11 protein-coding genes are annotated in these 8,924 nt (G+C 65.5%); 7 read left to right on the top strand and 4 right to left on the bottom strand.

Annotated features, from left to right (window positions below):
* The first annotated feature begins 26 nt into the window (after positions 1-26).
* Entirely contained in the window at positions 27-230 is a 204-nt protein-coding gene (locus tag AC1DJW_RS06200) for a DUF1508 domain-containing protein (protein WP_442865273.1), read from the top strand.
* Between the two features lie 81 nt (positions 231-311).
* Entirely contained in the window at positions 312-725 is a 414-nt protein-coding gene (locus AC1DJW_RS06205; RefSeq protein ID WP_476900968.1) for a hypothetical protein, read from the top strand.
* A gap of 265 nt (positions 726-990) precedes the next feature.
* Here the strand turns inward: AC1DJW_RS06205 and AC1DJW_RS06210 are convergent, their stop codons facing one another.
* On the bottom strand, positions 991-1,719 hold the full coding sequence (locus tag AC1DJW_RS06210) for an SDR family oxidoreductase (protein WP_476900969.1): 729 nt from the start codon (positions 1,717-1,719) through the stop codon (positions 991-993).
* Positions 1,720-1,744: 25 nt separating this feature from the next.
* Entirely contained in the window at positions 1,745-2,458 is a 714-nt protein-coding gene (locus AC1DJW_RS06215; protein ID WP_476900970.1) for a nitroreductase, read from the bottom strand.
* 97 nt (positions 2,459-2,555) lie between these two features.
* On the opposite strand from AC1DJW_RS06215, the gene AC1DJW_RS06220 reads away from it, so the two are divergent.
* Positions 2,556-3,203 (top strand): FMN-dependent NADH-azoreductase, encoded by a 648-nt coding sequence (locus tag AC1DJW_RS06220; protein ID WP_476900971.1) that lies wholly within the window; start codon positions 2,556-2,558, stop codon positions 3,201-3,203.
* Between the two features lie 79 nt (positions 3,204-3,282).
* On the opposite strand, the gene AC1DJW_RS06225 is transcribed toward AC1DJW_RS06220, so the two are convergent.
* Positions 3,283-3,768, bottom strand: a complete 486-nt coding sequence (locus AC1DJW_RS06225; protein WP_476900972.1) for a MarR family winged helix-turn-helix transcriptional regulator — start codon at positions 3,766-3,768, stop codon at positions 3,283-3,285.
* A gap of 506 nt (positions 3,769-4,274) precedes the next feature.
* The gene (locus AC1DJW_RS06230) at positions 4,275-4,436 is read right to left on the bottom strand and encodes a hypothetical protein (protein ID WP_476900973.1); all 162 of its coding nucleotides are present in this window, start codon (positions 4,434-4,436) and stop codon (positions 4,275-4,277) included.
* A 416-nt stretch (positions 4,437-4,852) separates the two neighbouring features.
* On the opposite strand from AC1DJW_RS06230, the gene AC1DJW_RS06235 reads away from it, so the two are divergent.
* The 4 genes from AC1DJW_RS06235 to AC1DJW_RS06250 all read left to right on the top strand — a co-directional run bounded on the left by AC1DJW_RS06235 (position 4,853) and on the right by AC1DJW_RS06250 (position 8,783).
* Positions 4,853-5,575, top strand: a complete 723-nt coding sequence (locus AC1DJW_RS06235) for a hypothetical protein (RefSeq protein ID WP_476900974.1) — start codon at positions 4,853-4,855, stop codon at positions 5,573-5,575.
* A gap of 307 nt (positions 5,576-5,882) precedes the next feature.
* On the top strand, positions 5,883-6,488 hold the full coding sequence (locus AC1DJW_RS06240; RefSeq protein ID WP_476900975.1) for a hypothetical protein: 606 nt from the start codon (positions 5,883-5,885) through the stop codon (positions 6,486-6,488).
* Between the two features lie 49 nt (positions 6,489-6,537).
* Positions 6,538-7,977, top strand: coding sequence for a DDE-type integrase/transposase/recombinase (locus tag AC1DJW_RS06245; protein ID WP_476900976.1), 1,440 nt, complete (start codon positions 6,538-6,540; stop codon positions 7,975-7,977).
* Positions 7,974-8,783, top strand: coding sequence for an ExeA family protein (locus tag AC1DJW_RS06250; protein WP_476900977.1), 810 nt, complete (start codon positions 7,974-7,976; stop codon positions 8,781-8,783). Before AC1DJW_RS06245 ends, AC1DJW_RS06250 begins: the two co-directional genes overlap by 4 nt.
* Positions 8,784-8,924 lie beyond the last annotated feature (141 nt).

Here is an 8,924-nt window from a genome sequence, read left to right on the forward strand (position 1 = left end):
ACGCACCAATCGCGAAGGGGAAGCCGATGCCTGGCCAATTCGAACTTGTAGACGCTGAACCGCGAGGGGTCCGGATAAACCTCGTCAATTCCGCCGGGGAAACCCTGGCAAAGTCGGAGGCGTACGAAGACATGGCGGCAGCAGCCGCCGCGGTCAGGGACATCCGGGAACAGGCGGCCACGGCGCATGTTGTGGATTGCACAACCAAATCCCATTCTCGACAGTCGTGACGACGGCAGCCAGGCCGTTTGTTGATTGACAGTCACTAACAGCTCCGAGAGTTGTCCCGGGGTTCAGCGCACTACCCCGGCATGGAAGAGTTCCTACCATTCTTTTTGGGGTCGGGCGTAGTCCGGACGGAATTCAGTTTCGGCAAACTGGACAGGAAGGCGGTATCAGCAAGCGTGAACATCAAGGATGAGTGGGACCGGCTCGATTCCGAGACCCGGACATGGCTTCTGGAAAATCCGGCAAGTCTGCTCCTGCCCCCGGCAATGTCGGCGAAATTCTGCAAAGACCGGCACGGGGACATTGAGCTTGACCCGAATGGACAGGTTGTACTTTCCAGGGGAGACCATGATTTTATCCGGGAGAAAGCGGAAGCCGCCGGAACAATCCGCGCCCCCATGGGGGAATACCGATTCTTCGACACGGCACCTTTACCTGTTATCAGAAAAGGGCACCCTGGAATGAGCGCCGCATCTTCACCGGATGCGGCTCAGTAGGATCCGCGGGCTCCATCCTCGTCATGGAATCAGCGGAATCGCCAAGGACGCCCGGTCCGGGCGCATGGGATTTTCGCGTGCCCCGCCGCATAACTGCCCGGTGAAGATGCCTCAAACCCTGCCGGATGAGCAGGGTCATTCGGCAGGGTCGATACCCGCTCGGACGACCCGACCCGGTTGCTCTCGCACTTCGCAGCATGAAATTTCGAGAAAGGCCGATCGGGAAGGCCTGCCGGGCCGGCCCGGGCCGCAGAGAGCGAGCGGGTCAGGAAAGCCAGCCGGCGTAGCGGGTGGGGGCGAGGTGGGCGTCCTTGTCGGTAAGGGCGTCTCCCTTGACGACGGCAAACATGCCCGCGGTCGGGTCCGTAACGACTTCGCGTTTGTCGCCCTTGCGGGACAGGGTGATTCGGCCCAGTTCGTCCAGGGAGAAGACCTCGGGACCGGCGATGTTGCGAATGCCGTTCAGCGGGTTGCCTGCGGCGACCTCCGCCACCGCTTTGGCCACGTCCCTGGACGCGATCGGCTGGATCGGCGTGGCGGGCAACCGGACGGTGTCGCCGTCGGCGGTCCAGGCCAGGACCGCGTCCATGAATTCCATGAACTGCGTCGCCCGGACGATTGAGTAGGGGATGGGCCCGGCCGCGAGGATCCTCTCTTGGAGCACCTTGGCACGGTAGTAGTCCAGTTCCGGCACCCGGTCCGCGCCGACGATCGAGAGAATGACGAAGTGGCCGACGCCACCCTTCTTGGCCGAAGCCAATAGCTGGTCCATCGAGGTCTGGAAGAAGGCCGGCGAGGCTTCGTCGAAGGTCGGCGAATTCGTCAGGTTGACGACGACGTCGGCGCCGGCCACGGCCTCGTCCACTCCTACGCCACTGATGACGTCGACTCCCGTGGACTGCGAATGCGCCACGGCGTCGTGCCCGGCGGCGTTCAGATTCTTGACGACCTGCGACCCGATCAGCCCGGTACCGCCGATGACTGCGATTTTCATGACATTCCTTTCGTTGGGGTGTGTGTTAGAGACCATCGACGAACGTGACCGTCTCCTCGAGCGACGCCCGGCCTGTCCGGGCGTAGTCCATCGTGTCGTCCTCGTACCCGATCGACAAGCCGCAGAAGAGGATGAGTTCGTCCGGGGGTGAGAGGACCTCTGCGACGGTCTTGTGAAACTTCGCCCAAGCCATCTGCGGGCAGCTGTGCAGCCCTTCGGCGCGGAGCAGCAGCATGACGGTCTGCAGGTACATGCCGACATCGGCCCATTGGGGCGAGCACATGTCGGGGTCGATGTAGCAGAACAGGGCGGCGGGGGCGCCGAAACAGTCCCAGTTCGAGGAAGCGGCCCGCTGGCGCGCCTCCAGGTCATCGCGCGCGATGCCGAGTGCACCGTAGCGTTGCTCGCCGAAGGCGGAACGGCGCTCGTGGTACGGGGACTTCAGCGCGGACGGGTACTGCTTGTACTCTGGCTCGTCCCACGGGTCGCCTGCGGCCAGACGCTCGGTGGCGCGTCTCTTGCACTCAGCCAGCGGCGCGCCGCTCAGCACGTAGGCGTGCCACGGCTGAATGTTCGATCCCGACGGCGCCCAAGCCGCGGCGGACAGAACGCGCCCCAGCACCTCACCCGGGACTTGCCGGTCGGTGAATCCGCGCACCGCCCTTCGGCTGGTAACCGCTTCATAGACGTCCATGATCAACCACTTTCCAATCTGCTCGAGTGTTATCGTTTCATACAAGATAGTATCATTCAATACTATCTTGCTTTGGACTACCGCTGAGCACGAGCCCTTAGCCATTGGCTCCCGCCGCGGGCATCACCTTAGGAGAAAGCGCATGACCACACTGCTGCATATCGACACGTCCGTGTTCCCCGGCGAGGCGTCCTCGTCCCGTTCGGTGACCGCCGCCTTCCGGAAGACCTGGGAGGAGCAGCACCCGGAGGGCACGGTGATCTACCGCGACCTCGCGTCCGACCCCGTCCCGCACATCACTGCCGACGCCTGGTCCGCCGGCTATGCCGCCCCGCCCGGGCGCACGCCGGGGCAGTCCACGGCGTTCGCCGCGCGTGTGAGGCTCATCGAGGAGCTGGAGCAGGCGGACGCCGTCCTGATCGGTGCCCCGATGTACAACTACTCGATCCCCTCGACCCTCAAAGCATGGCTGGATAACGTGCTCCTGCTCGGCCGCACCGCGGGCGAGTCCCGTTCCGCCCAGGGCACCCCCGCGGTCGTCGTCGCCAGCCGTGGCGGCTCCTACGGGCCGGGCACCCCGCGCGAGGGCTACGAGTTCGTGCAGAACTACCTGGAAGCCGTCCTCAAGGGCACCCTCGGCCTGGACCTGGACTTCATCGTCCCGGAACTCACCATGGCCACCCGCAACCCGGCCATGTCAGAACTAGTCCCCCTGTACGAGGCCTCCCGCAAGCGCGCCTTCGAAGACGCAACCACCAAGGCCAAGGAAATCGCGGCGCGCGTGGCGTAGCCTTGGCCCATGGACGCCGTGAGACGCCCTCGTTCGAGGGCGTCTCATGGTGCATCGTGGCTATGCAGGTGCGCCGCGCTTACGGTTCACTATCAGCCGTGTAGGCAACACGGGCCAGCAGATCCATCAGCCGTTCGGGCTCGTCGGACTCCAGTTCCGCGACGAGACGCTCGGCAAGCGGTTCCGCCGCCACATGGGCTGCGTCGAAAAGTTCGAGTCCCCGAGGTGTGATCTCCACCGCCCGCGCCCGCCGGTCCCCCGGAACGGTCTTGCGCACGGCCAGCCCTCTTCGCTCCAGGTCGTCCACGACCCGCATGATTCCCGCCTTGTCCGAGCCGGTAGCGGTCGTCAGATCCCGCTGCATGGTGGGGCCGCGGTTAACTAGCTCGATCAGCACGGCGAAATGCCGCAACTCGATGCCAAGCGGCCCGAGCGCCTCCGCCATCACGGCGGCCGCGCGCCAGTGCGCCCTGCGCAGCAGTAGTCCCAGGGCGAAGGGAGAAGCGTCCCCAAGGCGGCCGGTGGCACGGGAGGTGGCGGGTTGGCGAGGAACGTCGTTGGCCATAAGAACAACCTTACTAAGCAATGTGATCGTTCGATACGGTATCGGTAGAAACTGTCGAGGACAGCCTCGACAACAGACCCCTGTTCCTAAGAACCAACCGAGTTGGTGTCTCTAGCTTGATGAGGAACTGCCAAGTACCGCATTTTCGCCTGTTATGCGGCCAGAAGTGTCTCACCGAGTCTGTCTCACGGGGGGAGTCCCACCACAAGGCCTCGAGGCAAAATGACACACCCTCGATCTGGCACGTGCGGCATGAGGTTGCTTCCGGGATACGCGCCGGTAGGTGGCCACCGATCAGCGCGGCCAGATGCAGTCTGACGCGCTCAGCGAAGCAGGCGTGAGGGAAGAGCACATGTACTTCGAGCAGTTTTCCGGGACGAAATCGGCCCGGGGGCGACCGGCCGCGAGCAAACTGCCCGGATACAACGCCTCGGGTTGTCCCCAGCGCCGCCACCGGTTCGGCGACCGGATGCAGCCCGTCCGGAGCGATCGCTTGGTTGGGCGGCTTAGTGTGGCCGGGGGTTCTTGAGAAGGTGGATGCTGACGACTTCACTGGTGTCGCGCGTTGTGACGGTGAGCCCGTCACCGACAATGTCCAGGAAAAGGACGGCCCTTTCGCCTACCTTCAGCCTCCCGATGCCCAGCAGGGGAATCTCCTGGGTGTCCATCCTGAGCACCGACACCCTGTCGTTCGGTAAGCGGCTTCTGGGTCTTGGTCCGCTGGCAGGCGCGTGAGGCTTGGGGAGTTGCCGAGGGCGATCCGGTAGAGGGAGCCTGTCGATGTGCGGAAGGCAAACGTTCCGGTGTCTGTGTTCGTCAGTTCCTTGATCCGCACCATGGCCTGATTCTACGTTGGAAGGGCACGCAGCAGTCCCGGGCGTGATCGCACACGGAGGCTGACCAAACCAGCAGCGGCCGGAGGATTCGTGGATCGCCCGCCAGCTGGCTGGTGGGAGGGTCCTTCTGCCTGGCCCATTTCGGGATCCGGTCGTAAATGGCTGAGGGCCCCGCAGCTCCTGGCTGCGGGACCCTCAGTAATCCATAACAGGGAACCTGCCCCTGTCTTCCTCTACAGTTTACTACCGTGGCTAAGTCTGAACCAAAAAGCATCGAGTCGGTGCTGCTGCGCCGGTTGAGCAACGCCCGGCTTGCACCGTATCTTGAGGCTGCCGGGAGCCTGCAGGATGCCGTTCACCTGTACCGGTGGAACATCCGGCTCTCCGGCGCTGCTTATGAGGCCCTGCACATTTTCGAGGTCGTCCTTCGTAATGCCCTCGATGAAAAACTGTGTCTTTGGAACGCCACCCAGACCAACCCGAAAACCGGACAGGCCCACTCCTCGGACTGGCTTCTGGATCCGTCGGTATTGATAGAGCGGATCGTCGGCAGAGACATTCCCGATGCCAGATCACGGGCGGGGAGATCAACGCGCCTGCGGCCCAAGCACCAGCGGGAGCCGCTGCACGAGGATCTTCTTGCGGCCATGTCGCTTGGCACGTGGCGGTTCATGCTGCCAGGCCGTAAGGATGCCGGGAAGCAGCTACTGTGGGATCAGGCGCTGAGTTCGGCATTCCCGAACCTGAAACGACCGGTCCATGACTTGGAGCGGGCGGTGGAGGGCGTGTACCGCCTGCGGAACCGTGTCGCGCATCTTGAACCCCTCATCAACAGCCGAATCGAAGCCCAGCTCGCCAACATGCGAACGGTCATCGGCGCGATTGACCAGGACATGCTGTCGTGGTTCGCCTCGGTCGAGAAGATCGGCCGGACCCTGAAAGAGCGCCCGACGGTCAACCGCGGCCCCTGACATCCTTGTACGTCATTTGAAGGTAGTGCTGCTTGCAAGGGCTTGGCCAGTGACGGCCAAGGCCGTACCTGCATCGACCTATGGCCAAGCCAAATATCCCAAGGCGGGGGAGTAGCGTCGCAACGGTCTCTAAGCGAAAAACGGGGTGTGCACAATGTGCACACTCTTGCCGTCGGACTGGGCCGTACCGGTGCCGGACTGGTGTTATGCGTCGCATTGTTTAGCGATGGGGGCGTCTTTGCCGGTGACGATGCAGGTTTTCCCGTGGGTGTCTTGATTTAGTGCCGTCGGCGGCGTCAGGCTGACGATGACCGGATACAACGAACGGCCCGGCGTGAGTTTTCGAGGTGCGCGGGAACGGCTGATCCGCCACGGAACCGGGGCAGGACGGTTCCTGGTGCGCCATCGTCCGCGCCGCGGACGATGCGCCGGATGCGCTGCTACCCATGTGCTGCTTGAAGCCGGGTTGGCTGCGCGCCGGGCCGATACGGCTGCGGTGATCGCCGCCGCCGTTGAAGCCAAAACCGCCGCGGGCCACGGGCACCGGAGGATCGCGGCCTGGCTGGGCCGTCCCGCGTCCACGGTGCGCGGCTGGCTCCGCGCATTCGCCGCGTCCGCCGTCCCCATCGCCGAGGTGTTCACGGCCCTTGCCCACCGTGACGGGGCTGACGCGGCAGGACTCTGGCCTGCCCCGGCACAAACACCGGCCGGACGGGCGCTGGCCGCGGTCACCGCCTACGCGTCCGTGCTCGCGGAACGGTTCGCCGTCGCCGCGCTGCCGTGGCACAGCGCTGGCCTCACCGCGGCCGGTCCGTTCTTCTTCAGCACCGGACGGTGGCATGGGAGGGTGCAACACGAATTGGCCCTTACCCCGCAGACCCGGGGCGGCAAGGGTGAAGAAAGCACCGGCTGAACCCGCCGGGGCCATCCCATCCTGAGCCTTTTGAAAGGACAGCGTCCCCATGACAGACGCCAAACCGCACCGCGGGCCCCTGGCCCGTAAGGACCGGGCGGAGAAGACCGCCCTGTTCCGCTACCAATTGATCCGCGGCGCCGCAGACAAAACCCTGACCTCCCGCCAGCGCGGGCCGATGGTCCGGGCCCTTGCCGCCGCCGAGCACGCCGGCCCGGACGGGCAGCCCGTGCGCTACTCGCGCGAAACCCTCGACCGGTGGATCGGTGCCTGGCATCGTGAGGGGTTCGACGGGCTCAAACCGCGGGAAAGGGCCGCCGGCCCGGTGACCCCGGAGACTGTACTGTCCCTGGCAGCGACCCTGAAGCTCGAGCGCCCGCAGCGCACCGCGGCCCAGGTGCGCCGGATCATGGCCGAAACCCTCGGCGACGCCCCGTCCGAGTCGACACTGCTGCGCCACTTCCGCACCCTCGACATCCCCACCGGCACGCAGGCGCAGGCCACCGGCCGGTTCGAAGCTGGCCGCCCGAACGAGATCTGGGTCGGCGACGGGCTCCACGGCCCCCGGATCGGCGGCCGGAAAACCTACCTCTTCGCGTTCCTGGATGACCATTCACGCATGGTCACCGCGGCCCGCTGGGCGTTCGCCGAAGACGCCGTCCGGCTCTCGGCCGCGCTGCGCCCGGCGCTGCAGGCCCACGGAATCCCCGACGCCGTCTATGTCGACAACGGCTCAGCCTTTGTCGACGCGTCACTGGCCAGGATCTGCGCGAGGCTGGGCATCAAACTGATCCATTCCCGGCCCTACAGGCCCCAGGGCCGCGGCAAAATCGAGCGCCTGTTCAACACCGTGACATCCCAGTTCCTCTCCGAGATCACCGTGCTCGATGCCCCGGTCCAGACGGTTGTTCCGGGCACCGGGGAGGATCCTGCCGGGAGCGCGGTCACCTCGCTTCAGGAGCTCAACGCCTTGTTCATCTCCTGGGTCCAGATGGTCTACCACCGCACCGTGCACTCCACCACGTCGATGACGCCGCTGGCCCGCTGGGACGCGGGCTGGCAAAACCGGCGCCCGGACCGCCGGGACCCTGACGTGATCGCCGAAGCGTTCCGCTGGTCCGTGACCCGGAAGGTCACCAAGACCGGGACCGTGTCCCTGCAGGGCAACATTTACGAGGTCGACCCGTCCCTGGCCGGGGCCCGCATCGAGCTCATCTATGACCCGTTCGATCTCACCGCCCCGGTCGCCGTGACCGCCGCCGGCGGCGTCCCGGCCGGGGAAGCCGTCCTGCGTGAGATCCGCCGGCACGTCCACCCCAAAGCCGTCAACGCCGCCAAAGACGCCGACGCGGGGGCGAAGAACGCGGCCTCGGGCATCGACTACCTGCGCCTGGTCGAAAGACGGCACAAAACCGCGATGACCGGCGCCCCGATCAGCTTCGAAAAAGCGGCCGGCGCGATGGCCATGACCGCGGGAGGGACACTGTGATCGAGAAACTGCAAACGCACTATGGTTTCACGGCCATGCCCTTCGGCCGCTCCATCCCGGTCCAGGCCCTGCACCCGCACCCCGGGCACCGCGAAGCGGTCGCGAGGATTCAGTGGTGCGTGGACCAACGCCAGACCGGGGTGATCACCGGGGAAGTCGGCGCCGGCAAGACCGTCGCCGTCAGAGCCGCGCTGGCCCAGCTCGAAGCCTCTCGGCACCAGGTGATCTACGTTGCGGACCCCACGGTCGGGATGCGCGGCATCCAGTCCCAGATCGTCACTGCCTTGGGCGGCCAGCCTGCTCGTTACTCCGGGGTGCTGGCGCATCAGACCGCGTCCCTGCTCGCCGGGGAACTGGACGAACGCGCCCGCCTGCCCGTGGTCGTGATCGACGAGGCCCACCTGCTGGCGAACACGGACCTGGAATCGCTTCGTATGCTTACGAATTCGGCCCTTGATACTGGCTCGCACTTCGCGCTGCTGCTCATCGGCCAGCCCACACTGCGTCGCCGGCTCAAACTCGCGGTCCTGGCCGCCTTGGACCAGCGGGTTTCCACCCGGTTCGCCATCACCGGAATGGATCTGACCGAGACAGCAGCCTACATCCGCCACCACCTCAAATTCGCGGGCAGATCCGACACCCTGTTCTCCGATGACGCGGTCGCCGCGATCCACCAGGGCTCGCGCGGCTACCCCCGGGCGGTGAACAACCTCGCCGTGTCCGCCCTGATCGCGACCTACGCGGCGGGCAAGGCCATCGTGGACCTCTCCGCGGCCCAGTCTGCGATCACGGAGAACAGCGAGTAAAACACGCCGTCACCAATGACCACCGCCGCGTCAGCGCGGCGATCAACGCCCCGCCGGTCACCATCCGGCGGGGCGCTTTCATACCCGCTCGTCGCCACGGACCGTGACGGCCACATCGTCAAATAACGAGACCGGTAACAA

The sequence above is a fragment of the Arthrobacter sp. 05L417 genome (genome assembly GCF_056397865.1).